Below are 24,431 nucleotides of genomic sequence, written 5' to 3' on the forward strand. Positions count from 1 at the left end.
TTAAATTCTTTCACTTGTGATTCTATTTTTAAATTTTAAATGACAATTGTATTTACAATAATATCTGTTTTGCAAAGCTTTTACCTTTGATATCTACTTTTACCTTTAGAATTTCAGAAATTGTTTTGCCAACATCAGCGAAACTCTTTCTTTTACCTAAATTTATACCTGCTTTAATATCTTTACCGTAAACTAATAAAGGTACATATTCTCTGGAATGATCAGTACTTGGAGTGGTAGGATCACATCCATGATCAGCAGTTATAAAAAGTATATCATTATATTTCATAGAATCGATAATTTTAGGTATATTTTGATCAAATTCAACTAATGCTTTTGCATAACCTTCTGGATTATTTCTATGACCATACAACATATCAAAGTCTATTAAGTTAGAAATTATCAAGTCTCCTATATTCTTCTTTATTAAATTGATAATTTTATTGATGCCATCTATATTACTTTTTGTAGGAAATTTTTTTGTTATTCCCCTTCCTGCAAAAATATCATATATTTTTCCAACAGCTAAAACTTCTCCACCCTTTTCTTTTAAATAATCAAGTAAAGTCTTTTCTGTTGGTTCTAACGAGAAATCTTTTCTTCTTTTAGTTCTAATAAATTTTCCGCTTTTTCCAATAAAAGGTCTTGCTATTACTCTACCTACAGAATGTTCTCCAGTTAATATTTCTCTTGCTTTTCTACAAATCTCGTATAGTTCTTCTACTGAAATAACATCTTCATGAGCAGCAATTTGAAAAACTGAATCTGCAGATGTATAAACTATAGGTTTTTTTGTTTGAATGTGCTCATCGCCTAAAATCTTTATTATTTCTGTTCCAGATGCTGGATAATTTCCTAGTGTTTTAATACCAATTGCTTTGTGAAACTTTTCCATTATTTCTTCAGGAAAGCCATTGGGATAGGTTGGAAAAGGTTTAAGAAGATGTAAACCCATTATCTCCCAATGTCCTATTGTACTCTCCTTTCCTGCTGATACTTCAGCCATTTTTCCATAATTTGCTATTGGTGATATTTGTGGTTCAATCCCCAATATAGAAATTATGTTACCTAACCCCATTTTTTCTAAATTTGGTAGATTTAAACCACCCAATACTTTAGCCATATTACCTAATGTATTTGAACCCTCATCGTTATATTTATGTGCGTCTGGTAATTCACCAACTCCTACACTATCCAGAACAATCAAAATTATTCTCTTTTTTTTTCTCAACAACTTCTCCTTTAAAAATTAATAAATTCAATTATTATTTAAAATTTAAATTTTATAATAGTTATCTTTCTAAGTGAGCGCGGGGGTGTAATTCATAGTAGATCTTCTTAAGATAGGATTGACTTAGATGTGTATATATTTGGGTAGTTGAAATATCAGAATGACCTAGCATTTCCTGAACAGCTCTAATTTCAGCTCCATTTTCTATTAAATGAGTGGCAAAACTATGTCTAAGAACATGAGGTGTTACTTTTTTTTCAAGTCCAACTCGCTTAGCTCTCTCTCTTAATATCTTCCAAAAACCCTGTCTGGTAAGTCTTTTACCTCGGAAATTTAAAAAAAGTGCATATTCCCTGAAAGCTGGTTTAAGTTTCAATCTACCGTGTTTTAAATATTCTTTAACAGATGATATTGAATTTTCCCCAATAGGAACAATTCTCTCCTTGCTTCCCTTTCCCATGCATCTTAAAAATCCGTCTTCCAAGTCAACATCACCTACATTCAATGAAATAAGTTCAGAAACTCTGACACCACTTGCATACATCAGTTCTAACATAGCCTTATTTCTAAAATCTAATGGCGTTATTAAATCTTTGAAATCAAGTAAAAGATTCACTTCAGCAATACTTAAAATTTTTGGAAGAAATTTTTTAGTAGAAGGAATCTTTATATGAGAAGCTGGATTGTGAATACAATGTCCCTCTCTAAGTAAAAGTTTAGAAAAAGACCTGATCGATGTGACCATTCTTGCTACTGTAGTAGAAGAATATCTATTTTTTCTGAGTGAATTCAAAAAATTTGATATTACTTCCCTTTTTATATTATCAAGAGATTTTATTTCACTATCTTGTAGGTAATTTAAATATTTTATAATATCTCTTCTATATGAATCTATTGTATTTTGCGATAATCCTTTTTCTACAGTAATGTAATTAATAAAATCTCTTAAAACCTTCTCAAATATTTTCTCTTCTTTCATTTTTGGAAATTTTTAATATCCTAAAATATATTACTTTTTATGATGTTTTAAAGAAGCTAACATTATTCCTATAATAGTCTTTGCATCTATTATTTCACCACTAAAGATTTTATTTTTAGCTTCCTCTAATGGAATTATTACCCTATTAATAAATTCATCTTTCTCAGATTTTCTTACTTCTACTTGAGATTTTCTTATATTTTTAATATTATTCTGAACATCTTTAAAATTCTCTCCTTTATTACCTGCTTCAGTTAAATCTTCAAGTTCTTTTGCCAAAAAAATATGGATTTTCTCATTGCAATATCCAGGAGATGGGTAAACTGATATTAGCTTTTTCCATTTTTTTGCTCTCATTTTAACTTCCTCTTCAAATTCCCTTTTTGCACAAATAATAGGTTTTTCGCCCTCTTCTAATGTACCAGCTGGTAACTCTAAAGTATGTCTTTCTATTGCAAATCTGTATTGTCTTACCATAACAACTTCATTATGTGAAGTCATTGGAACAATAGCTACTGCTCCTGGATGAGAAACAACTTCTCTTTCTGTAACATTTTTGTCAGGAAGTTTTACCTCACTTACGGTTAATTTAAGAAGTTTTCCTCTAAAAACTTCTTTAGATTTTATTAATCTTTCTTTAAAATTAAATTCTTTATTTTCCATATTCTTAATTTTATTTCTTTCTTTTATATTCTAATGCAGCTTTTATGAATTCTCTAAAAAGTGGGTGTGTTCTATTAGGTCTTGACTTAAATTCGGGATGAAATTGCCCCGCTACAAACCAAGGATGATCTTTTAACTCAATTATTTCTACTAACTTCCCATCTGGTGATTTTCCACTGATTTTTAAACCTTTGTTGGTTAAATCATCTAAATAATCATTATTAAATTCATACCTATGTCTATGTCTTTCATATATTAATTCCTTATTATAAGCATTAAATGCTTTAGTTTTAGGCAATAATTTACACGGATATGCCCCCAGTCTCATGGTTCCACCTTTTTCTTCGATTTCCTTTTGTTCCGGAAGTAAATCGATAACTGGATTTGAGGTTTCAGGATTAAATTCTGAACTATTTGCATCAATAAATCCAGCAACATTTCTTGCGAATTCTATAACAGCACATTGCATCCCTAAACAGATTCCTAAAAATGGAACTTTATTAATCCTTGCATAATTTATGGCATTTATTTTTCCTTCAATTCCTCTTATACCAAATCCTCCAGGAACTAATATTCCATGATATTTATTTAAAACTTCATCTGCATCTTTATCTAAAAGATGTTCAGCATTTATCAAGGTTGTCTCAACTTTACAACTGTTAGCAAAACCAGCATGTTTTAAAGATTCATTTACACTTAAATATGCATCTTTTAATCTTGTGTATTTTCCAACTAAACCTATTTTTGTAATTTCTTTAGATTTAGTTGCTTTATCCAACATTTTTTTCCAGTCTTTCATATCTGATTCTTTGGGTTTTAAATTGAGCTTTTTTATAACAATTTCATCCAGACCCTCTTTTTGCAGATAGAGTGGAATTTTATATATCTCTTCTACATCTATATTATTGATAATTGCTTCTGGCTCTATATCACAAAATAAACTTAATTTATTTATAGCCCCCTTAGTTAATTGTCTATCTGATCTACAAATTATGATATCAGGTTGTATTCCTATACTTCTTAACTCCTTAACACTATGTTGAGTTGGTTTAGTTTTTAATTCTCCAATCTGTTTTATATATGGAATGAAGGTTACATGTATATAGAGGACATTCTCTTTCCCAAGGTCATTTTTTAATTGGCGTATAGCTTCTAAAAATGGAAGGCTTTCAATATCACCAACAGTACCCCCTACTTCTGTAATCACAATATCAAAATCTTCTCTTTTTACTAATGCTCTTATATGTTTTTTTATCTCATCTGTTATGTGTGGAATCATCTGAACTGTAGCTCCAAGATATTCCCCTTTTCTCTCCTTTGAAATTACTTTTCCATATATTCTTCCTGAAGTTATATTATTGTCTACTGTTAAGTTTTGATCTATAAATCTCTCATAATGTCCTAAATCAAGATCAGTTTCAGCTCCATCCTCAGTGACAAATACTTCACCATGCTGAAGCGGATTCATTGTTCCTGGATCAACATTTATATACGGATCAATCTTTTGAAGAGTTATTTTTAGACCTCTTGATTTAAGTAGTCTTCCTAAGGATGCAGAAGAAATACCCTTACCTAATGAAGACATTACACCACCTGTAACAAAAATGTATTTAGTCATAATAATTCACATTAGTCTAACTTATAGTAATTTATTTCTTTGATAATTAAGAATTATTTTATATGAAAAAGTCTTTTTTTAAATGAGTTATAAAAAGGAACATTACCAAATGTTAGTATCTTCAGGTATTTATCTGCTTTTCTTATATATATTTTATTTTTACAATCAAATATTATTCTATGTCTACCATCAGCATTTATTCCAACCTTACCACTTTCTGAATTAGCTTTAACCATTATCTCATCATCAGGTGAGAAAATTACACTTCTATTAAAAAGAGTGTGACTGCAAACTGGAGTCATTATAATAGCACTTATTCTTGGAGATACAAAAGGTCCACCTGCAGATAAGGAGTATGCAGTAGAACCTGTTGGCGTTGCAAATATTATACCATCTCCCTTATATGCATTATAAAAACTGTTATTTACATAAATTCTTGTTTCAATCACTTTTCCAAATGAACTCTTTGTAATAGCACAATCATTTAATGCTATTATTTGTTGATGTTTTTTATCCTCAGTTTTACAAGAAAGTAACATTCTTTGTTCTGTTCTGAAATCCTTAGCAAGTATTTTTTCTAATCCCCAATACAGTTTATCAACTTCAAGCTCTGTCAAGAAACCCAGCTTTCCCAATTTCACTCCTATAAGTGGAATATCTGTTCCATAGCAGTAATCAACAGCTTTTAAAAAAGTACCGTCTCCACCTAAAACTAAAATCACATCACATTCTTTTTTGAAATCTGATATTTTTTTAACTAAATCAGGTCTTTTCTTTGCCATTGTTTCGTTTTTAGAGATAATTACCCTTCCACCTTTTTTCCCAAGCCAACTTGTAATTTCTTCTATCAATTTTTGAGCTTCTTCTTTTTTTGGATGTGTAATAATTCCAAAATTCATAACTTTTTTTCCAGTTTAATTAACAAATTATTATTTTATTGAATAATTATATTTTATAAAATCATTATTTTATTAATATTTTTACAATAACCAAATGTTAAGAATAATAAATTTACATGAGATTGCACAGCCTGTTCCGAGTGTAGCGAGGAATCTCGGCTCCTTGCAATGACATCTGTATATTAACTATTTAATAATTCATGAGCTTTAGTAACAACTGATTCTATTTTATCATCAATATTTTTGAGAAATGAAGTTTCAATTATTTCTTTTTTAGTCAATCCTTTCGTAGCATAAATCCAAAACTCAATATTTCCATCTGCTCCTTTTATTGGTGAAAAGGTAATACCTTTAATATTTAATCCAATAATATGTTGAAAAAAAACTACCAAGTTAAGAAGAACACTCTTATGTAATTTTTTATCTTTTACAATACCTCCTTTTCCTACCATACCTTTATCCACTTCAAATTGAGGCTTTATCAATGTTAAATATTCAGCATTATCTTTAGAAAGCCTTAAAATGTTATTAATAACTTTTTTAACAGAGATAAAAGATAAATCTATTGTTGCCATATCAACTAAAAATGGTATTTCATTTGGATCTAAATATCTTATATTAGTTCTTTCAAAAATTATTACTTTTGAATTTTTTCTTAGTTTCCAAGAAAGTTGACCATATCCTACATCCACAGCAATTACTCTCTTAGCACCTTTTAATAACAAACAATCAGTAAATCCACCAGTCGATGCTCCAACATCAAGAATCTTTTTCCCTTTAACATTTATATTGAATTTTTCAAGAGCTTTCTCAAGTTTTATTCCACCTCTTGAAACATAATCGTGATTTTTTTTATAAATTTTAATATCTGAATTTTTTTTAATTAACGTTCCTGCTTTCTCTACCCTTTTACCATCAACATTAACTTTACCTTCAAGGATTAATGCCTTGGCCTTTTCTCTAGATTTTACTAATCCTCTTTCTACTAAAATTATATCTAATCTCTTCTTTAATATCATATTTTAATTAATTTTTATTAAATTAAGTTTAACTTTTTCTTTCTAAAACAAAATCTGCAATATTGATTAAATCTTGAATTGGTAAATTTAAATCAGTAATTGAATTTTTTGCAAGTTCTATTTCTTTTTTTGCAATTTCTTTTGACTTTTTTAACCCATAATAACTCGGGTAAGTTATTTTCTTTAATGCTTTGTCATTTCCTGTTCTTTTGCCAGTATTTTTTTCCTTACCAACTTCATCTAATAAATCATCTGTAATCTGAAAAACTAATCCTAAATGCTCTCCAAATTCAGTGAATTTCTTTAGTTGATAATTATCTGCATTTGATACTATAGCACCACATCTAACTGATGCTCTTATAAGTTTTCCAGTTTTATTGTTGTGAATAAAGTTTAAAGTTTCCTTTCCCACATTTTCACTATTTGAAATTATATCCATAACCTGACCTGCTATCATTCCAGATGTTCCAGTAGCTTTAGATAGTTCTTCTGCTAACTTTAATACAACCTCATCAGATGAGTACTTTTTTTGTTTTAGAACTAAATTAAGACTCTCGGAAAATAATGCATCTCCGGCTAAGATGGCTATATCCTCTCCAAATTTTATATGACACGTTGGTTTTCCTCTTCTCAACTTATCATTGTCTATTGCAGGAAGATCATCATGAATCAAAGAAAAAGTATGTATAAATTCAATAGCACATGCAATCGGCATAACTTTATCATGAGACACTTTAAAACTCTTCGCAACAAGAATAACAAGTATAGGTCTAAACCTCTTACCACCACTAAAGACAGAATATCTCATTGCATTAAATAATATCTTTGGTTCTCCCTCCATGGAAGAAAGATAATATTCTAATGATTTATTCACTTTTTTAACTAATTCTAATGGATAACTCATATATCCTTCCTACTCTATATTTTTTCTTTTTTATCTATTTTCATCTCTTCAACAACTTTTCCTAAAATGCCATTTACAAATTTACCAGATTCATTAGTACCATACTTTTTAGAAATTTCTATAGCTTCATTTATTGTAACCTTTAAAGGAATTTCTTGTTCAAACATAATTTCATAAAGAGCTATTCTTAACATATTCCTATCTAAAATGGACATTCTATCTATTTGCCAATTTGATGAATGTAAGTTAATTATTTCATTTAAATTCTCAAAATTGTTTTTAACTCCTTTTACCAATTTTAAGGTGAATTGATCAATATTTTTTTTATTTTTTAAATCCATTTTAATCAATTCATCAATATCTATATCTAATAAATCTGATTGATATAAATAAAAAAGAGCCTTCTCGCGAGCTTCTCTTCTCTTTAGCATTTATTACCTTTTCTTATAAAAGTATTATTTTAATCTTTGTCTATTAAAAAATATTTATTAATATTCATAAATGTATTTATTACTTTTATTTTACATTAGTTATACTAACTTCACTTATAGTAACATTAACATTCTTCACTTCTAAGTTTGTCATAGTTTTTATTGCTTTTTCTACTTCTTCTTGAACCTTCTTTGCTATTTCCATTAAGTTTTTTCCATAATTTACAGAAATATTAACGTCAACTATAGCTTTACTATTCTCAACTTTGACACTAATTCCTTTTGTTATAATTTTTTTACCAAGTTTATCCTTGATTGATGACACAAAACCTTTTTTTAATGGAGCAACTCCATCAACTTTATGAGTAGCAATACCAACAATAGTTTCAAGAACATCACTTGATATAATAACTTCTCCTATTTCAATTTGTTTGCTTATATTCACGTATAACCTCCCTTACACTATTTGATTCTTGTTACATATTCACCATTTCTGGTATCAATTTTAATTATATCTCCTTTGCTGATAAACATGGGTACCATAACAACTGCTCCTGTTTCAACAGTTGCGGGTTTGGATTGAGATGAAACTGTATCTCCTTTGAACCCCGGTGTTGTATTAACTACTTCTAACTCAACAAAATTTGGAACATCTAGAGATACCAATTTCCCGTTATGTAATATTATTTTAATACCCGAGCCTTCTTTAAGATAGATAATCTTTTCTCCAAGCTTTTTTTCATCAACACTTCTCTGTTCATAAGTTTCTTTATCCATCAATACTAAATTACTACCATCCTTATATAAATATTGCATTTTTTTTCTATCAAGTATTGCTAACTTAAATTTCTCATCTGCTCTGAAGGTTTTTTCTATTGTTTCTCCAGATTTTAATTTCCTTAGTTTTACTTTTACCATTGCTCCCCTTCTGGCAATCTTTGAATGTTGAAACCAAATAATCTCATAAAGTTCATTATCTATAACTATAGTCATTCCAGTCTTAAATTCAGTTGGTGATATCAAAAAATCAACTCCTTTAAAAAACTAAATTTCATAAAAGATTTTTTCAGTTTTACTTAGTATCTCATATCCATCATCAGTTACTAAAACTAAATCCTCAATTCTAACTCCACCAAAATCTGAAAAATATATTCCTGGTTCAATTGTTATAACCATGCCTTTTTTTAAAATATCCTCAGAATTTTTTGTTAAAGCTGGTGATTCATGTATATCCAATCCTACACCATGACCTAATCCATGTAAGAAATTTTCACCATAACCCTTTTCAGTAATAATATATCTCGCAATCTTATCTAAATTTTTACATTTTATACCCGCTCTTACTGCACTTAAAGCTTTAGTCTGAGCTTCTAAAACAATATTAAAAATATTTTTTTGTCTACTATTAGATTTTCCAATAACTACCATTCTGGTCATATCAGAATGGTAACCATCAATGATTGAACCAAAGTCTAATTTCACTAAATCGCCATCTTCCACAACTTTATTACTAGCAGTAGCATGAGGCATAGACGACATAATTCCTGATGCAATAATTGTATCAAAGGATTCCTTATCAGCTCCCAAATCTCTTAAAATAAAATCCAACCTGTTAGCAATATCTCTCTCTTTCATTCCAACTTCTATCTCATTAATTATTATACTGAATGCCTTATCAGATATATTTGCTGCTTTTGTTATTAAATCAATCTCTTCTTTTGATTTAACTGTTCGCATTTCTTCAACCCATCTGGATATGGGAATCAATTCTACTTTTGGAATTACCTTATTTATTTTAAGAAAAACTTGATAAGAGATATGATTTGATTCAAATCCAAGTTTTTTAAGTTTAATTTCATTTATTAAATTTGAAAAATGTTTAATGTATGGTCTTTCCCATATATATTTTTTATAATAAGGTGCCTGTTCATTAGCTTGTTCAGTAAATCTTGAGTCTGTAAGAAGATATTGTTGATTTTTAGTTAAAAGAATCCAGGAGCCAGAGCCTTTTCCAAAAAAACCACTCAAATACCTGATGTTATTCTCTCCAACTATTAAAAATCCATCCAATTTACTTTCTAAAAATTTTTCTCTGATGCTGTTTGTTCGAAATTCATGATCCATTTATATTCCTTTAATTTAAAAGTTTTTATTGAAGTATTATTTCATAAATAACTTTTGAAATATTTTGTTTTAAGGTTATTTTAGATTTTTTATATAATCCCTTACAATCTGTCCACTTCCTTTTCCGTTAAATGCTTCTATAAATTCACTTGAAGACTTTTTACTTGCATCAGCAATTTTCTGCTTATACTCATCATCAATATCTTCTATTTCCTGCTTGAAAACTTTTATAGCATACTTTATATTCTTTCCAATAATCTCTCTATCAGAAATATCTGGTTTCTTGGCTCTAACTTTCTCAGCATAATTTTTCATGGTCCAATCTGCCATTCTTTTAGCAAGTTCTGGTGGCATATTTTCAATTGCTATATCTTGAAAGTTTGTAGCAACATTTCCCTTAACAATTCCTGCATCAATTAATTTATGCATCATTTCAAGAGGTGTCCCTGTTATTCCATGTTGAGCAATTTTTACACCAAAGGGAGCAATAGAATTTGCAATTTCTCGAGTTCTTTCATCATCAATACCTAAAATAGGAATTATATTTCCTTCTTCATCATAAATATTTCCATGAACTGTTCCATTGTTAATGGCAATAAGATCAGGATAAACATCATTTTCATGCAGAGATTTTATAAATGTTACTGCTTCATCAACTGTTGTTAATTCCTGCTTACCTGTTTCTGGGTCAATCTTTCCTATTTCACCTACTTCAACTTCTAGTCCATAATCTTCTCTTGTCTTTCCTTTCTCTGCCATCAACCTTTTTATAAGTTTTGCAATTCTCGTAGTAATTTCAATATTATCAGCAAGTTGTTCTCTTGTTGTCTCTGCTTCTATATTAAAATTGTGAGAGGCATCAATTGCAAAAGATGTAAATCCAGCTTCAACCTCTTTTTTAACAATTTCCTCTGCTGATTTAATAGCTTCAGATGTATTTTCAGGAATCGTTATGTGATCACCATGAATGCAATAGGGTGTATTAAAATCAATTTTATGAGCTATCTCTTTCACATAATTTGCATATTCTTCAGGTGGTTGCGCAGTATATCCAGTCTCTGATTTCGCAATTTCAAATATTATCGCAGCATCTGCTTCTTTTGCAGCCTCCATTACACCATGTAAGCAATGTCTAATTCTTACATTTACTGCCATTGCAATTACATCTTTATCCCTTAATGCATTAAACATTAATTTTCCTGAAATAGGTTTATTGTAGTTCATTTTCTCTCCTTCCTATAAATTTTTAATATTACATAATAATTACTAAACATCAAGCTTCATTTACATATATTTTTAGATAATATTTAATTTTATTCTAAATACAATTATATTGCAGAAATACTTTTTAAAAAAAATATGCAAGAATTGCTCCAATTGCTAAGAATGGAGCAAAAGGTATTTCATCCTTTATCTTTTTTATTTTAAAAATTAATAAAAAAATGCTGAATAACCCACCAATTATAAATCCTATTGCAATAGCTACTACTACTTTTTTACCTAGTAGAATTCCTAAAAAAGTAGCAAGCTTTACATCACCCATTCCCATACCCTCAGGATAGATCAGTGAGATTATTAAAAAAAATAAACCTGCACAAACTGAAAATATTACCCACTGCATTGTTTTATCAGGAAAGAATAAAATCTGTAAAGCAAGTCCAATTATTATAGATGGAACAATTATCTTATTAGGTATTATTCTATGTTTGATATCTATAAATGAAATTAAAATTAAGATTGTTCCAAAAAATATTGCAGGTAATAACTTTAATGGTTGCTTTTTAAAGGTCACAAAATAGAAATAGCAAAAGGGGTAATAAATTGATGTTAATATTTCTAAAAATAGAGAGATTAGTGGAAAAGTGTGATCACATTTTAAGCATTTCCTTTTATTTAAAATGTAATCTAAAAAGGGTATAAAAAAATATCTGGTTCTTACCTTACAATGGGGACATAATGAAAAAAATCTTATATAAATATTATCCCCAATATTTTTATCTATTGCATTTTCATATAAAAAATTATTAAGGAATTTACCAATCAAAGAGCCAGAATATATAAATAAAATTATAAAAACAAAATCATTCATTACATATATTTGAACTATTTAAGAGATGTGTTTACAACCATACATTTAATACACCTGATAAATAAATTTTAATTTAACTAAGAGATAAATTTTCCATTTGAATATTTTATATTTGGTTCTTTACTAATACAGGTAAATATATAAACTGTCTCTTTCCCGGTATAAAGATAAGGTTTACCCCAGGGATCTTTTTCAGGAATAGATCCAATATATTCTTTATCAATTAATTCTTTCAAGCAAATATTCAATTCCCCATCTTTAACAGGATAAGTTTTATTAGTTTTAAAATATTGTTCAAGAGCAAATCCTATATTTTCAAAATCCTCTCTAACCTTCAATATCCTTTTTCTCTCCAAAATTTCAAAATAAAAAGGAACAAAAATAGATGCTAATATAGCCAGAATTAAAATAATCACAAAAAGTTCAATTAGACTTAGTCCAGATTCACCTTTCATCGGAAATCCTATTTCTTAAAACTTTTAAAAATATCAAGAGCTGTATACACATCTCTTAAATATTTCAGTTTGCTTTTAATGTTTATATAAAATTCTTTATATTTTTTATGTATTTTACTACAGGAAATTGATAAAGTGAATATAAATCGGATTATTAGCTACTAATCATTTAAATTTTATGGAGTATCTATTGCCAGGATGACGATTAATAATATCTTTTAATTCGAGTAATGTAAGAATATTCCCAGCCTTAGCAATACTAAAATCACATTTTTTAACAATTTCGTCTATATGTTGTGGAAAATCATCCAATATAAAATATACTTTTTTCTCCTCATTTTTCAGGTTTTTAATTAGAGAGTCTATATTTAATGATTTTTTATATCCAGTTTCTTTTTTGGTTTCCTTTCTTATTTCTTCTTTACTTTTTCTTCTTTTTCTTTCTTCGTAATCTTTGATATTTTTTATCTCAAGTCCAAATTCCTCAAGAATATCATCTACACTTGTAACCAATTTTGCTCCATCCTGGATTAATCGATTTACACCAATTGAATTCTCATTAAAAATCGCACCAGGAACAGCAAAAACTTCCCTTCCTTGATCAAGAGCAAAATTTGCTGTAATTAAAGCTCCACTCCTCTCCCCTGCTTCTACAATTACAACTCCATAACTTATTCCACTAATTAATCTATTTCTTCTCGGAAAATTTAATCTTTCAGGAGGAGTTCCAAGGGGAAATTCACTTACTATACTTCCTTTACCAATTAATTCTTTATATAAATCCTTATTTTCCTTTGGATAACAAATATCTAATCCATTTCCAAAAATAGCAATGGTTCCACCAATCTCATCTTTTGCTCCAATATGAGCAGCTGTATCAATTCCCCTGGCAAATCCACTTACAATCGTTATTCCTAATGATGAAAGTTGATTAGCCAATTGACATGCAGCACTTTTACCATACTTAGTAGCTCTTCTACTACCTACAATTGAAATTGCTTGCGAAAGATTAGTAAGTTTGTCACCCATGTAATAAAGAATTGGTGGAGGACTGTATAATTCTTTTAATAATGGAGGGTAATTCAAATCATCAAAAAGCATTATTTTTGCACTCATTTTCTTCAATCTTATTATCTGGCTTTTAACCCAGATATCTATATTATGCTCATCTGAGAAGGAATTTTTAGTGTTATGAATATTTTGTTCATTATTTTGATCATTTTTAAATTTAAATTCTAACTGATTATTCTTTCGAACAAAATTCCAAATTTTGTTTAATTCACCAAACTGTTCATATAATATATAAAACTTTCGAGGTGTCATACCTTTGACAGCCATTATCTTCATAACAAGTATTTCTTTTTCATATTTCTTCATTAGGTTATTGACTTCAACCTCTTCTGTATATTTAATTTAGAATGTTTGATAATATATTATTATTAGAAATATTTTTTATCTGAAACCCGATATTGAATAGCTTCTGAAATATGATTTATTTTTATATCCTCGCTTTTATCCAGGTCAGCAATAGTTCTGGATACTTTTAAAATTCTATAGTAGCCTCTTCCACTTATACCCATTTTCTCTATCGCCATCTCAAGAAGTCTTTTTGCATCTTCATTTAACTTACAATACTTAGAAACATGTTTTGTATTCATGTATGCATTACAACTTATCGCATCTTTTAAAAACCTCTTTCTTTGCACAGCTCTTGCCTTTTGTACTCTTTTTCTAATATCAGCAGAGCTTTCATTATCAGAATCTCCTGTTAAATCCTCTTTTGATAATCTTGGAACAAAAACATGTATATCAATTCTATCTAAAAGTGGTCCCGATAATCTTTTCTTATAGTTAGATATTTGATAATATGAACATCTACACTTATTAAAACTATCTCCTAAAAAACCACATGGACAGGGGTTTGCTGAAGCAATTAGCATAAATTTTGATGGATATGTAAAAGATGCTTTATTTCGAGAAATTATAACTTTTCCATCCTCCATTGGTTGTCTTAAAGATTCTAAAGCACTTCTACCAAATTGAGGTATCTCATCTAAGAACAAAACTCCATTATGAGCTAATGAAATTTCCCCAGGTTTTGGATAATTACCCCCACCTATTAATCCTATATCAGTTATTGTGTGATGAGGACTTCTAAAGGGCCTATTCTTCATTAAATGTGAATTGGAAGATAATAATCCTGATATAGAATATATTTTAGTTACTTCCATAATCTCATCAAAAGTCATTTCAGATATAATTGTTGGAATTCTTCTAGCTAACATGCTCTTACCAGCTCCAGGAGGACCTGTTAAAATAACGTTGTGACCTCCTGCTACTGCAATCTCCAATGCTCTTTTAACCTGAAATTGCCCTCTTACATCTCTAAAATCAATATCATCATTTGGGATTCTTTTTAAAAGACTTTTTCTATCAATATTTACTGATTTGATATCAATTTTATTTGATAAAAAATCCACAACCTGATTTAGATTTTCAACAGGAATCACTTTTATTTCAGAAATCATAGCTGCTTCTATAGCATTTTCTTTTGGAATTATTAGATATTCTTTCCCTTCATTTTTACAATTAATTGCCATTGATAAAGCACCTTTTAGTCTTTTTATATCACCATTGAGAGAAAGCTCACCAACAAACATATATTTTTCAAGATTGTCTATATTTAACTGTTTTGTTGCTAACAAAATACATAAAGCAATTGGTAAATCATATGCTGGTCCCTCCTTTTTTAAATCTGCTGGTGCTAAATTGACTGTAATTCTCTCTAGAGGAAAATGAAATTCAGAAGATGATATTCCAGCTCTTACTCTCTCTTTTGATTCATTTACTGCTTTATCAGGTAACCCAACAATGTGAAAACTTGGTAAAGATTTTGTGAGGAATACTTCTACTTCAACTTTAAATGCATCAAGTCCAAAAATACCACTAGAGTCTAACCTTGCTAACATATTCATTGTTTTAATTTTAAATATTATAGAAATGATTTAAATATTAGGTTTCTAAATTATTTTATCAAAAAATACATAATTATGCAAATATATATTAATATAAAAATGTATTATATTTTTATTGAATTAGCAAATCTTTAAAAAAAATAAATGTGATATAACTATTTTTAGTTTTGAATATATATTTAATAAAATGAATTAGTTCTAAGTTTTTTTTATCTGTAAATAATTTAAAAATTAAAAAAAAGAAGGGAGGTGAAAAGATGCTTCAGGTTATATGGCATTATAATGTAAAAGAAGGAAAATACAATGATTTTAAAAATTGGATTTTAGAAATCCAAGATAAATGGTCTCAAATACAGTCACCCGGTTGGAAATATTTAGGAACTTACTGTACTGTTCTTAATATGGGTATACTTGATTGGCAGGATAGATATGAAATAGAGAATATGGCAGCTTTTGATACTCTTAGAGAATATGAAAATGAAGAATATACTAAGATTATGAAAGAATTTTATAGTTTCGTTGATTATAATTATTATACGAAGATTGAAGTAATAAGAGATGTTGCAACCATAAAGATATTAGAAGGAACATAATAAGATTTTACTTATTTATAAATTCATTGAGTCCACCAGTATGAAGTATAAATTAATTACTGAAAAAATAGGTATCCAAAGGTTGAATTGACTAATATGATTAGGAAAAGGATTGCTTAAAATATTCTTAATTAATTTTGTTGTTTCATTAAATCATATATAATAAGAAATCCTTTGGAAATTTCTGGAATATAAAAAGTGAATATATTCTTTATAGTTGGTTTAATCTCAAATGCTTCTGTGTGTCCAATAATTTTTAAAATTACAAGATGGCAATTATCCTCACCTACTGCTTCAGCAAGTCTAATACTTTCTGTATGAGGAATTGAGATATCAGGATAACCATGAGCTATTAGTAGGTATGATTTTAAATTATCTATTTTATTGATAGGTGAAAGTTCCTCTATATATTTTTTTATTTTGGGATTTAATTTATCAATTAAAACTTTAACTTTTTTATAATCTTTATTGGTTAAAAGTTTATAAATATTTAATCCTCCCTCCCCTAATTTTTCTTTTAAAACATCTACATTAGCTCTGAGATTCTCTAATTTCAAATTAGAAATTTCATCTAAAATTTTTCTATCGTTTTTATTTTCAATTAAATCCAAATTAAATTTAATAAAAAGCCATTTACCATGTTCATAAGGTTTTAAACATCCACTTTCATCTTTATATTCATAATATCCAGTTGTCACATAAGCTATCACATTTTTTAGATCATAATACCCACCATAACAGAAAACAAACTTAACCAAGTCCCTTATTTGATCATCAGAAGCTGCTAATATTGCTGGTCCAACACCATAACTAAAACTCATAATTCCTATCTTATCTTGGTGAACATAGTTAGTTAAGCTATGCAAATATTTAAAACTATCTACAATTTCCTCAATATCAGAAACTCTGATTCTTTGTGATTTCATTCCTAAAAAATCAGGAACTAAAACCACAAATCCTGAGCGAACTAATGAATGTATCAGGGGAATTAAACGGGTATCATCTTTTCCTTCTGAAGCAAGACCATGAACAAAGATTAATGCAGCATGTTTCTTAATATCATCTGGTCGATAAAGATCTGCTGATATTACTCTTTTACTGCTTTTAATTTCTAATTCAGTTGATAAATGCTTTTCTTCAAATAAGTTTATAGGTTTTATTTTTTCTGGACCAAATAAATCTAATAGTAAAAGGATTGCTTTTAATGACCTATTAATTGGCTTGAAAAAAATTAATATAAGAATGGAAAAGAAAATAAAAATTGTTAATATTTTTATTAATACTTTTAAAAATCTCTTTTTAACCATTTTTTTATTATCCTATTATTTTATTAATCAATAATTAATATGTATTATTAACATTACAAATAATCCTTAATGTAGATAATTATAATTGAAATATGTAATAATAAAATTCTAATAATCTTATTTATAAATAGATTCTATTAATTAATTATTGTAATTTTTCTAAAATTCATAAAAAATTTTTGATTGTAAAATGATATCTAATAATTTTACTAAAGAATTTTATTCTAAGAATATTTAATATTATGAGAATATTACTTATAAATCATTTTCCATTAGAAGGTTCAGGGAGTGGTATTTATACTCAAAATGTGGCTGATGTGCTTTTAAAATTAGGTCATGAAGTAATGGTTATAGCACCTGACCACAAACAAGTAACAAATAAGGATTTTCTAGTGAGATCTATAATATTCTCAAATGGTGTTAATAAGAACTTTCATTTACCATTCAACTTTCCTTGTTTTACTACACATCCATTTAGTAATACTACTTTTTATGAACTAACAGATACTCAAATTTCAGATTACACTAATACTTTATTAGACTTTATTTATAAAGCTAAAGAAGATTTTAATCCTGACATCATACATGCACAACATCTCTGGATTTCCTCATATTGTGCTAAAAAAACAGGAATACCTTTTTGTACAACCTGCCATGGTACCGATTTAATTGGATTTAGAAAAGGTAAAAGGTATAGAAATATGACAATTGATGCTGTTAAATCAGCTTCATTTATTATTGCAATTTCCAATCAAGTTAAGAAAGATATACTAAATTTATTTGATATTAGTGATAAAAAGATAAAGGTAATATCTAATGGTTTTAACTCAGATATATTTAGAATAAAAGAGATAGATCGTCAAAAACTTTTAAATGAACTGGGATTACCTTTAGAAGTAGGAAAGGTTATTTGCTTTGTTGGAAAACTTACTCATTTTAAAGGTGTAGATGTTCTCATTAAGGCAGCATCAATCTATGAAAAAGTCTTAGATAATGTTATTACTTTGATTGTTGGTTATGGAGAGTTATACGATGAACTCGTAAATCTTGCTAATGAAATGGGATTAAAAAGGTTTTATTTTTTAGGTCATCATGATCAAAATGTGGTTTCAAAGATCTACAATTTAGCTGATTTAGCTGTTGTTCCATCCAGGGGAGAGGCTTTTGGTTTAGTTGCTATAGAAGCACTCGCTTGTGGGACTCCAGTTATAGGGACAATTAATGGTGGTCCACAAGATTTTTTAAATGAAGAAGTTGGAGCACTTGTAAAACAAGATTCACCAGAAGATTTAGCAAAAAAAATTATTAAAGAGATAAAATCAGATTCAAAGAGTAAAAAGGGTAAATTGGCTGCAAAATATGCCTTAGAAAATTTTTCCTGGAGAAAAAATGTAAAAGAATTAATAGATATTTATAAAAAAGTTATAAAATAACAAATTTAAATATTAGATAGGCTTGGTAAAATATGAAGGTGAAAATATTTGCTACACTGAGACAGTATGTGAACTCCAAGGAAGTAGAGGTGAATGCGAAAGCTGGTGATAAAGTGCGAGATGTACTTGAGAAACTTGTAGCCAACAACCCTGAACTAGGTAAACGGATATTTGATAAAGAAGGTAACCTCCAGCGATCAATAAGGGTTTTGGTCAAAGGTCGCAACATAGAATTCAAAGAGGGTTTAAATACAATCTTAAAAAAGAATGATTATCTTGCACTTTTTCCACCTGTGGGTGGTGGTTAATGATAACTAGCTAAATCCATATTACTTGAAGTTACTCATCTACTAACTTTCAGCTAGTTGCGACTTAGTGCTAAAAAGGCAGTTGGCAGTCGAACATCAACTGCCAACTGCCTTATATTTTGATCTCTCACTATCTCTGCGAAGAAATGGGCTACTCGATGATCTCTAACTCCTTAAGTTTACTTTCAGGCACAACACCATTCTCCCAGCCACGGAAAGTGTAGTACTCTTCTAGCATCTCATCCAGCTCACATACCGAACCCGCTGCTGCTCCTGTTCCCGGTTCTTCTAAGAAACGTTTCGGTAAATAGTCGGAACCTTCGCGGAATCCATTGAGGTTGTTGTAATATCGCTCCAGATTGTAGACTCGTTCCCCGATCTTCAGTAATCCATTGGCATCGAGTGGTACACCTGTAACCGCTGAGTATAGCCCAGCATACACATCTAGCGGAATAGCAAAAGTACCAAACTTGCAGACATTAAGGCTGTCTGTGAAACCGTATACATTCTGGAAGATCCCGACTAACTCGCCCTTACCCTTCCACTCCAGAGGGTCAACAGTGCTCGCTTCACCAAGAACGTAGCCAACGACCTCTGCTGCTGGGGTGTAACCACGCAGGTGACAAGCACCACGGTTTGATGTGGCGTAACCAATACCCATCCCTTTTAAGCCACGTGGATCATAAGCAGGAATGGACTGACCCTTGACAGTCATAGCAATACTGGGATCTCCCCATTTCTTCGAGCAAGGATCCATCCCTTCAGCTAAGTCATCGCCTAAACTTTTTCGGAAGGCAATATCCTTAATTAACTTCAACATAGCATTTGTATCTCCCCACTTGAGACCATCAACTAAACCTTTCTCAGTAGCTTCCATAGTCATAGCTAAAGCATCACCAGTCTCGATAGTATCCAAGCCATAATCATTGCAACGATCAATCATTGCAGCAATGGCATTAGGATCACTATTACCACACATTGCACCAAAAGCCCACACTGATTCATACTCCATGCTCTCCATATGAAGTCCCTTGTGCTTGCCTTTAGTAATTTCTACTTCCTTTTTGCAAGCCACAGGACACATATAACAAGTTGGACTCTTTACCCATATTGTCTCTGATACAGTTTCCCCACTAACATCCTCTATCTCTGGGAAATCAGTACGTTTAGCATTGTAGGTTGGGTAAGCCCCAATTTCGTTTACCATATTTGCTAAAACATTTGTTCCATAAGTATGTAGATCACCTGTCTTTGGTATGGTTGTGGGTACTTCCCTGATCTTATCTAAGGCTTTTTTATTAGCTGCTTCAAATATCTCTGCATCCACTGGCTTTGGCATATTCACTCTGTCTCCTTTAATGACGATGCATTTTAGATTTTTACTCCCCCCTACAGCACCAGTACCACCCCGTCCAGATGCTCGATTATTAGCATTTATCCAAGCAGCAAAGTTCACAAGGTTCTCCCCAGCAGGACCAATAGACATAATTCCTACATCTTCTCCATACTTCTGGCGCATTAATTTAACAGTATCATGAACACCCTTACCCCACATGTGTGAAGCGTCGTAGAGAGTGACCTTCCCATTCTCTACATAAGCATAGGTTGGCTTCTCAGCTTTTCCTTTAAAGACCAGACCATCGAAGCCAGCCCACTTAAGCTTCGCACCCGTCCAACCGCCCATATGGGAATCAGTACAGGTTCCTGTTAGTGGAGACTTAGTAACAACAGATAGCCTACCGCTAGCTCTAGTTGCTGTACCTGTCAATGGACCTACCATCACACATAAAATATTATCTGGAGAGAAAGCTTCGACCTCCGGTCCATTGTCGAAGAGAAACTTCACTCCCATGCCTCGTCCACCAACATACTTGCGTGCTATTTCCTCATCGATCTCCTCATACTTGATCTCACCATTGGTAAGGTCAATGCGAGCAATTCTATTAGCATAACCTCCTAACATATTCTTACCTCCTTTCAAGTCTTTTTAACTTTAAGTATCAAAAGGTTTGTTGTCTACGCTAACTGAAAAAACCTTATTTTATGTGAATTACCTCCTTATTTAAAAATAATATTTATAGATTTTTAAGATGAATTTTATGGATTAAATAGAGAGATTTATATTTTTTTAAGATATTTTTTAATTTAACATAAAAATAAAAAAAGGAGGTTATTTTATTTATAGCCTCCTTTGCGTAATGGCGGGTATGAGAATTGCTCCTCATACCTTATCGTTCATCAATCCCATTAGGACTGTATGAATCGGAGCTCACTTATTGTGATTTTAAAGATTATGGATTCTTTCAAATTAAATAATTTTTTTATATTTAAAAATCATGTGCTAATTTCTAATTTAATAGAATAAAATTATTATATCACACTATTGTGAACTATAGGATACCAATTTTTCATTAGAAACATAATGATGGAAAAGTTTAAAATGCATTAGGAATAAATCTTATTTTAGCTTGTTTAATTCCCTGTGGTAGATATATAGAAATAACATCAAAACGAGTATTCAAATTTTGATATTGGTTATTAAATATTAAAAAATGTTGTGCAATTTTCTTAATTCTATTCTGTTTAAAATAGTTTACTGACTCAAAAGGCTTTCCAAAAGTAAGTGAGTTCCTGGTCTTTACCTCAACAAAACATATCTTGTTGTCTTTTAAAGCTATAATATCTATTTCCCCTAACTTACATCTATAATTAACATCTATTATTTGATAACCCTTTTTTATTAAAAAATTTTTAGCTAAAATCTCTCCCTGTCTTCCAGTTATCATAATAATTTTCAAAATTTTAAATACTTATTGTTATTAAAAACAATATTTCACAAATTATAAATAATTAATACTTTCTACCAACTGATTTATAACACATTATTAAATAATATCAGAATATGACAATTTGTGCAAATATTTATTTATATATAAGTGTGAAATACTTGTATAAAAATTAAGTGGTCAGAAGTTTTGTAGGTATGACTATTTGATAGGGCCAAAACGATTTAATGGCCAGCGTCTAAAAATAGCTCTTCCAATTATCATATCTTCAGATATAGGACCAATCCAACGACTATCCTGGCTATTTCCCCTATTATCACCAAGTACAAAAACTGTACCTTCTTTGATATCAAAACTAAATGATTGACCAACATTTTGGTAGATTGCATAGTGCTCCTCATAAGCTTGACCATTCAAAATTACATGACCATCCTCAGTTATTTCAACATGATCACCTGGAACTCCTATTACTCTCTTAATCAGCTGTTTCTCTATCCCAGAAGGATTATTAAAAACCACTATCTCACCCACTTTTGGTGAACGAAATCTATAGGTAATTTTTTCTACCAATAAATTATCACCCATTAAAATTGTAGGTTCCATAGATGATGTGGGTATCATATAGGTATGGATAATAAATGTCCTTATCAAAATAGCAATTATTACAGCAATTGCTATTAAAAATATATATTCAAAAAAGGAGGGAAGTAAACTTTTCTTTTTTATCACTCTTTAACAGTCTCTTTTAATTAATTTAACCTTAATCTAATTAAAATTTTTATGTTGTTTTACATTTCTCATTATGCTCTTAGAGCAATCTTACCTTTAAACTGCATTTTTATTTTTTACATTTTTAGTAGTTTCTTTTCTTTTAACTTTAGCTTTTTTCCCAGTTCTTTCCCTCAGGTAATATAACTTAGCTCTTCGAGTCTTACCTTTACTAACTAATTCAATTTTCTCAATCACAGGTGAATTTATTGGAAAGATTTTTTCAACTCCAATCCCATATGAAATTTTTCTTACTGTGTACGTTCTATTTATGCCAGAACCTTTTATTCTAATCACAATTCCCTGAAAAACCTGTATCCTTGTACCTTTGCCTGTGCTTACATTTATGTGTATTTTTACAACATCACCAGGTTGAAATTCTGGAATTTCTTTTTTTAGATATTTTTTTTCAATATTTAATATTTCTATCAATTTATTCTCCCTATCATATTTGAACCATTATAGCACTAAAAAAACAAAAGTAAAGATTCTCTGAATAGCTTTGTGGTATATTTTCACAGGCATTTTTAACTAAGAAAATATACCACAAAGCTCTGCAAATTTATTTAATTATTTTTTTTTATTATTTTAATAAATCAGATCTTAATTTTTCTGTTTTTATTTTTGCTTGTTTTTTCCTCCACTCTGCAATTTTTTTATGATTTCCACTTAACAATATTTCTGGGACTTCAATTCCCTCAAAATTTGCTGGTCTCGTATATTGAGGATAATCAAGCAAATTACTAAAAAAAGATTCCTCATCAAGAGATTTAATATTTCCTAGTACTCCTGGAATTAGTCTTACTACACCATCCACTAAAACCATAGCTGCTACTTCACCTCCAGAAATGACATAATCTCCAATAGAAATCAATCTGTCAACCAATACTTTTTTTACTCTTTCATCAACACCCTCATATCTTCCAGATATAATGATTAGCTTTTTAAAAGAAGAAAGTGATTTCAATGTTGATTGATTAAGTCTCTTTCCATCAGGTGATAATAAAATTACACATATTTCTTCCCTTTTTAACCCAGAATCTTTTACAATTTCTCTTACTGCATTAAAAATCGGTTCTGGCATCATTATCATCCCAGGTCCACCACCATAAGGTTCATCATCAACTCTACCATGTTTTAAGGGTGAATAATCCCTTAAGTTGTGTATTTTTAAAGAAAAAATATTTTTTCTGAGTGCTCTTGTAATAACTCCATATTTAAAAACGGATTCAAACATATCCGGGAATATAGTTAATATATCAATCTGCATTTTAGTCTTTTAAAATATTAAATTTTTAATTTTCATACAGTCTAAAATTAGATATCTTCCATTCCTGCCATCATCTTAATTACCATTTTTTTGCTATTTAGGTCTATTTTTTTCACAATATCTTTAATAGCTGGAATTAGATACTCCTTCTTTTTACAGGTGTCCCCCTCTTTCCTAACTATATAAATATCATTAACTTTTGTTCTCATTATTTCTTCAATTTTGCCTAAATGCCTATCATTTTCATCATACACGTCCAAACCTATGATCTGATAGATCCAATAGCTATTAGCAGGAAGTTTTGGAGATTTACAGGATGGTATAAATAGAGAAGATCCCTTTAATTCTTGAGCTTTTTCTCTTGTGTTAACCTCATAGAACTTTATAGTTGCGATGCCGCCATCACAGACTATCTTCTCTATCAATAGTCTACTTTTTTCAAATAGATCTTCTTGTAAATAGAGAACAGTATTTCTTTTTAAATTTTTGGGGTAATCAGTAAAAAGTTTAATTAAAACTTCTCCTTTAATCCCCTTTGGTTTTATTATTTTTCCAATCTGATGGGATTTCAGGTTCAAC

The 24,431-nt window shown here is 29.6% G+C and carries 26 protein-coding genes; 3 read left to right on the top strand and 23 right to left on the bottom strand.

Annotated features, from left to right (window positions below; translation table 11 throughout):
* Positions 1-52 precede the first annotated feature (52 nt).
* The 16 genes from KKC53_01620 to KKC53_01695 all read right to left on the bottom strand — a co-directional run bounded on the left by KKC53_01620 (position 53) and on the right by KKC53_01695 (position 15,381).
* On the bottom strand, positions 53-1,231 hold the full coding sequence (locus KKC53_01620) for a phosphopentomutase (protein MBU2597868.1): 1,179 nt from the start codon (positions 1,229-1,231) through the stop codon (positions 53-55).
* 61 nt (positions 1,232-1,292) lie between these two features.
* Positions 1,293-2,210 (bottom strand): site-specific tyrosine recombinase XerD, encoded by a 918-nt coding sequence (xerD, locus tag KKC53_01625; GenBank protein MBU2597869.1) that lies wholly within the window; start codon positions 2,208-2,210, stop codon positions 1,293-1,295.
* A 30-nt stretch (positions 2,211-2,240) separates the two neighbouring features.
* Entirely contained in the window at positions 2,241-2,873 is a 633-nt protein-coding gene (locus KKC53_01630; GenBank protein ID MBU2597870.1) for an NUDIX hydrolase, read from the bottom strand.
* Positions 2,874-2,883: 10 nt separating this feature from the next.
* Positions 2,884-4,491 carry a CTP synthase gene (locus KKC53_01635; GenBank protein MBU2597871.1) on the bottom strand — a complete coding sequence of 536 codons (1,608 nt, stop codon included), beginning with the start codon at positions 4,489-4,491 and terminating at the stop codon, positions 2,884-2,886.
* 53 nt (positions 4,492-4,544) lie between these two features.
* Entirely contained in the window at positions 4,545-5,390 is an 846-nt protein-coding gene (locus tag KKC53_01640; protein ID MBU2597872.1) for an NAD(+)/NADH kinase, read from the bottom strand.
* Between the two features lie 182 nt (positions 5,391-5,572).
* A complete protein-coding gene (locus tag KKC53_01645) occupies positions 5,573-6,409 on the bottom strand; it encodes a TlyA family RNA methyltransferase (protein ID MBU2597873.1) in 837 nt (278 codons plus the stop codon).
* 28 nt (positions 6,410-6,437) lie between these two features.
* Complete coding sequence (locus KKC53_01650) at positions 6,438-7,313, bottom strand: polyprenyl synthetase family protein (protein ID MBU2597874.1); 876 nt, start codon at positions 7,311-7,313, stop codon at positions 6,438-6,440.
* Between the two features lie 14 nt (positions 7,314-7,327).
* A complete protein-coding gene (nusB, locus tag KKC53_01655) occupies positions 7,328-7,744 on the bottom strand; it encodes a transcription antitermination factor NusB (protein ID MBU2597875.1) in 417 nt (138 codons plus the stop codon).
* A gap of 85 nt (positions 7,745-7,829) precedes the next feature.
* On the bottom strand, positions 7,830-8,189 hold the full coding sequence (locus KKC53_01660) for an Asp23/Gls24 family envelope stress response protein (protein MBU2597876.1): 360 nt from the start codon (positions 8,187-8,189) through the stop codon (positions 7,830-7,832).
* Positions 8,190-8,206: 17 nt separating this feature from the next.
* A complete protein-coding gene (gene efp, locus KKC53_01665; protein ID MBU2597877.1) occupies positions 8,207-8,767 on the bottom strand; it encodes an elongation factor P in 561 nt (186 codons plus the stop codon).
* A 21-nt stretch (positions 8,768-8,788) separates the two neighbouring features.
* On the bottom strand, positions 8,789-9,868 hold the full coding sequence (locus tag KKC53_01670) for an aminopeptidase P family protein (protein ID MBU2597878.1): 1,080 nt from the start codon (positions 9,866-9,868) through the stop codon (positions 8,789-8,791).
* 75 nt (positions 9,869-9,943) lie between these two features.
* Positions 9,944-11,092, bottom strand: a complete 1,149-nt coding sequence (locus KKC53_01675; GenBank protein ID MBU2597879.1) for a class II fructose-bisphosphate aldolase — start codon at positions 11,090-11,092, stop codon at positions 9,944-9,946.
* Between the two features lie 124 nt (positions 11,093-11,216).
* Positions 11,217-11,957, bottom strand: coding sequence for an A24 family peptidase (locus KKC53_01680; GenBank protein MBU2597880.1), 741 nt, complete (start codon positions 11,955-11,957; stop codon positions 11,217-11,219).
* A gap of 77 nt (positions 11,958-12,034) precedes the next feature.
* Complete coding sequence (locus KKC53_01685) at positions 12,035-12,412, bottom strand: type II secretion system protein GspG (GenBank protein ID MBU2597881.1); 378 nt, start codon at positions 12,410-12,412, stop codon at positions 12,035-12,037.
* 165 nt (positions 12,413-12,577) lie between these two features.
* Positions 12,578-13,789 (bottom strand): DNA-processing protein DprA, encoded by a 1,212-nt coding sequence (dprA, locus tag KKC53_01690; GenBank protein ID MBU2597882.1) that lies wholly within the window; start codon positions 13,787-13,789, stop codon positions 12,578-12,580.
* A gap of 62 nt (positions 13,790-13,851) precedes the next feature.
* Positions 13,852-15,381, bottom strand: coding sequence for a YifB family Mg chelatase-like AAA ATPase (locus tag KKC53_01695; GenBank protein ID MBU2597883.1), 1,530 nt, complete (start codon positions 15,379-15,381; stop codon positions 13,852-13,854).
* A 263-nt stretch (positions 15,382-15,644) separates the two neighbouring features.
* On the opposite strand from KKC53_01695, the gene KKC53_01700 reads away from it, so the two are divergent.
* Positions 15,645-15,980, top strand: a complete 336-nt coding sequence (locus KKC53_01700) for a hypothetical protein (protein MBU2597884.1) — start codon at positions 15,645-15,647, stop codon at positions 15,978-15,980.
* 131 nt (positions 15,981-16,111) lie between these two features.
* Here the strand turns inward: KKC53_01700 and KKC53_01705 are convergent, their stop codons facing one another.
* Positions 16,112-17,287, bottom strand: coding sequence for a hypothetical protein (locus KKC53_01705; GenBank protein ID MBU2597885.1), 1,176 nt, complete (start codon positions 17,285-17,287; stop codon positions 16,112-16,114).
* A gap of 242 nt (positions 17,288-17,529) precedes the next feature.
* Here KKC53_01705 and KKC53_01710 point away from each other — a divergent pair, with 242 nt between their 5' ends.
* Both KKC53_01710 and KKC53_01715 read left to right on the top strand, forming a co-directional pair.
* Complete coding sequence (locus KKC53_01710; GenBank protein ID MBU2597886.1) at positions 17,530-18,720, top strand: glycosyltransferase; 1,191 nt, start codon at positions 17,530-17,532, stop codon at positions 18,718-18,720.
* Between the two features lie 32 nt (positions 18,721-18,752).
* Positions 18,753-19,028, top strand: a complete 276-nt coding sequence (locus tag KKC53_01715; GenBank protein MBU2597887.1) for a MoaD/ThiS family protein — start codon at positions 18,753-18,755, stop codon at positions 19,026-19,028.
* A 151-nt stretch (positions 19,029-19,179) separates the two neighbouring features.
* Here the strand turns inward: KKC53_01715 and KKC53_01720 are convergent, their stop codons facing one another.
* The 6 genes from KKC53_01720 to rimM all read right to left on the bottom strand — a co-directional run bounded on the left by KKC53_01720 (position 19,180) and on the right by rimM (position 24,430).
* On the bottom strand, positions 19,180-20,991 hold the full coding sequence (locus KKC53_01720) for an aldehyde ferredoxin oxidoreductase family protein (GenBank protein ID MBU2597888.1): 1,812 nt from the start codon (positions 20,989-20,991) through the stop codon (positions 19,180-19,182).
* A 472-nt stretch (positions 20,992-21,463) separates the two neighbouring features.
* On the bottom strand, positions 21,464-21,814 hold the full coding sequence (locus KKC53_01725) for a YraN family protein (GenBank protein ID MBU2597889.1): 351 nt from the start codon (positions 21,812-21,814) through the stop codon (positions 21,464-21,466).
* Between the two features lie 201 nt (positions 21,815-22,015).
* On the bottom strand, positions 22,016-22,543 hold the full coding sequence (gene lepB / locus KKC53_01730; protein MBU2597890.1) for a signal peptidase I: 528 nt from the start codon (positions 22,541-22,543) through the stop codon (positions 22,016-22,018).
* 96 nt (positions 22,544-22,639) lie between these two features.
* On the bottom strand, positions 22,640-23,014 hold the full coding sequence (gene rplS / locus KKC53_01735; protein ID MBU2597891.1) for a 50S ribosomal protein L19: 375 nt from the start codon (positions 23,012-23,014) through the stop codon (positions 22,640-22,642).
* 151 nt (positions 23,015-23,165) lie between these two features.
* Positions 23,166-23,852 (bottom strand): tRNA (guanosine(37)-N1)-methyltransferase TrmD, encoded by a 687-nt coding sequence (trmD, locus tag KKC53_01740; protein MBU2597892.1) that lies wholly within the window; start codon positions 23,850-23,852, stop codon positions 23,166-23,168.
* Positions 23,853-23,899: 47 nt separating this feature from the next.
* On the bottom strand, positions 23,900-24,430 hold the full coding sequence (gene rimM / locus KKC53_01745) for a ribosome maturation factor RimM (protein MBU2597893.1): 531 nt from the start codon (positions 24,428-24,430) through the stop codon (positions 23,900-23,902).
* Between the last annotated feature and the right edge of the window lies 1 nt (position 24,431).

This window comes from Actinomycetota bacterium, assembly GCA_018830725.1.
In the GTDB taxonomy this organism is placed as follows: Bacteria; Actinomycetota; Humimicrobiia; order JAHJRV01; family JAHJRV01; genus JAHJRV01.

Bases quoted from the DNA above. Each gene is read 5' to 3' on its own strand.
- xerD (MBU2597869.1), bottom strand. From the start codon at position 2,210: ATGAAAGAAGAGAAAATATTTGAGAAGGTTTTAAGAGATTTTATTAAT.
- KKC53_01630 (MBU2597870.1), bottom strand. From the start codon at position 2,873: ATGGAAAATAAAGAATTTAATTTTAAAGAAAGATTAATAAAATCTAAA.
- KKC53_01635 (MBU2597871.1), bottom strand. From the start codon at position 4,491: ATGACTAAATACATTTTTGTTACAGGTGGTGTAATGTCTTCATTAGGT.
- KKC53_01640 (MBU2597872.1), bottom strand. From the start codon at position 5,390: ATGAATTTTGGAATTATTACACATCCAAAAAAAGAAGAAGCTCAAAAA.
- KKC53_01645 (MBU2597873.1), bottom strand. From the start codon at position 6,409: ATGATATTAAAGAAGAGATTAGATATAATTTTAGTAGAAAGAGGATTA.
- KKC53_01650 (MBU2597874.1), bottom strand. From the start codon at position 7,313: ATGAGTTATCCATTAGAATTAGTTAAAAAAGTGAATAAATCATTAGAA.
- nusB (MBU2597875.1), bottom strand. From the start codon at position 7,744: ATGCTAAAGAGAAGAGAAGCTCGCGAGAAGGCTCTTTTTTATTTATAT.
- KKC53_01670 (MBU2597878.1), bottom strand. From the start codon at position 9,868: ATGGATCATGAATTTCGAACAAACAGCATCAGAGAAAAATTTTTAGAA.
- KKC53_01675 (MBU2597879.1), bottom strand. From the start codon at position 11,092: ATGAACTACAATAAACCTATTTCAGGAAAATTAATGTTTAATGCATTA.
- KKC53_01680 (MBU2597880.1), bottom strand. From the start codon at position 11,957: ATGAATGATTTTGTTTTTATAATTTTATTTATATATTCTGGCTCTTTG.
- KKC53_01685 (MBU2597881.1), bottom strand. From the start codon at position 12,412: ATGAAAGGTGAATCTGGACTAAGTCTAATTGAACTTTTTGTGATTATT.
- dprA (MBU2597882.1), bottom strand. From the start codon at position 13,789: ATGAAGAAATATGAAAAAGAAATACTTGTTATGAAGATAATGGCTGTC.
- KKC53_01695 (MBU2597883.1), bottom strand. From the start codon at position 15,381: ATGTTAGCAAGGTTAGACTCTAGTGGTATTTTTGGACTTGATGCATTT.
- KKC53_01700 (MBU2597884.1), top strand. From the start codon at position 15,645: ATGCTTCAGGTTATATGGCATTATAATGTAAAAGAAGGAAAATACAAT.
- KKC53_01705 (MBU2597885.1), bottom strand. From the start codon at position 17,287: ATGGTTAAAAAGAGATTTTTAAAAGTATTAATAAAAATATTAACAATT.
- KKC53_01710 (MBU2597886.1), top strand. From the start codon at position 17,530: ATGAGAATATTACTTATAAATCATTTTCCATTAGAAGGTTCAGGGAGT.
- KKC53_01715 (MBU2597887.1), top strand. From the start codon at position 18,753: ATGAAGGTGAAAATATTTGCTACACTGAGACAGTATGTGAACTCCAAG.
- KKC53_01720 (MBU2597888.1), bottom strand. From the start codon at position 20,991: ATGTTAGGAGGTTATGCTAATAGAATTGCTCGCATTGACCTTACCAAT.
- KKC53_01725 (MBU2597889.1), bottom strand. From the start codon at position 21,814: ATGATAACTGGAAGACAGGGAGAGATTTTAGCTAAAAATTTTTTAATA.
- trmD (MBU2597892.1), bottom strand. From the start codon at position 23,852: ATGCAGATTGATATATTAACTATATTCCCGGATATGTTTGAATCCGTT.